Annotated in this window: 1 protein-coding gene; it reads right to left on the reverse strand. The window is 46.0% G+C overall.

Annotated features, from left to right (window positions below):
• Nucleotides 1-692 (reverse strand): hypothetical protein (locus tag WJT86_RS12270; RefSeq protein WP_346337883.1); only part of this gene is annotated, 692 nt, incomplete at both ends.

Here is a 692-nt window from a genome sequence, read left to right on the forward strand (position 1 = left end):
AATGTACTCTTGGCATTAGGATTATACAAAACAGCAGCGCCGGTGTTCGGATTTACGTAATAATACTGCCCTGTATTGGTTGATATTGGCGTCCACTGGCCTGTTGTGGAATCGTAATATTCAGCGGGCATGACTCCGCCATCAACAATACTCCTGTTTCCCAGAATTGCCTGACGATTATAAACATCCTGTTGTGTCTTATACTGCAGACCAGCTTCTGCTGGCGAAAGTCCAACAGTACGAAGAAAATTGTCATAGCTATTGGCAAAAACGCCCGGGCCATATCTATTGCGATATTCTTCAATAATACGAATACAGTCAGCAACATCCTTGCCTTCAAGGTAATACACTGTGCCACCGATCGGCACCCGACAAGGTACCTGAGCATGCGCAGTTGTCACAAAGAATTCAAGAATATTGAATTGATTGGAGCCTACTGATACTCCGCATTCAGCTTTAATTCTTGCTATCGTTTCATCGTTCAGAGAACCATTACGAGCCGCTTCAGCAAATGCCCCTGCAGCACTATTCCCTAGTGCTCCCAACTGATTCAGCTGTCTCTGGAATCCCTCCGTTACATCCTTGTAATATTGCGCTGGATTCGTAATCGCATTCAGCCCGCTATTCGAGGCATAGAACTCGACACCGTAGCTTTCATCCTTGGTAATGACCTGTGCCTGTGAGAGGTCACG

The sequence above is a fragment of the Hohaiivirga grylli genome (assembly GCF_039655745.1).
In the GTDB taxonomy this organism is placed as follows: Bacteria; Pseudomonadota; Alphaproteobacteria; order Rhizobiales; family Beijerinckiaceae; genus Hohaiivirga; species Hohaiivirga grylli.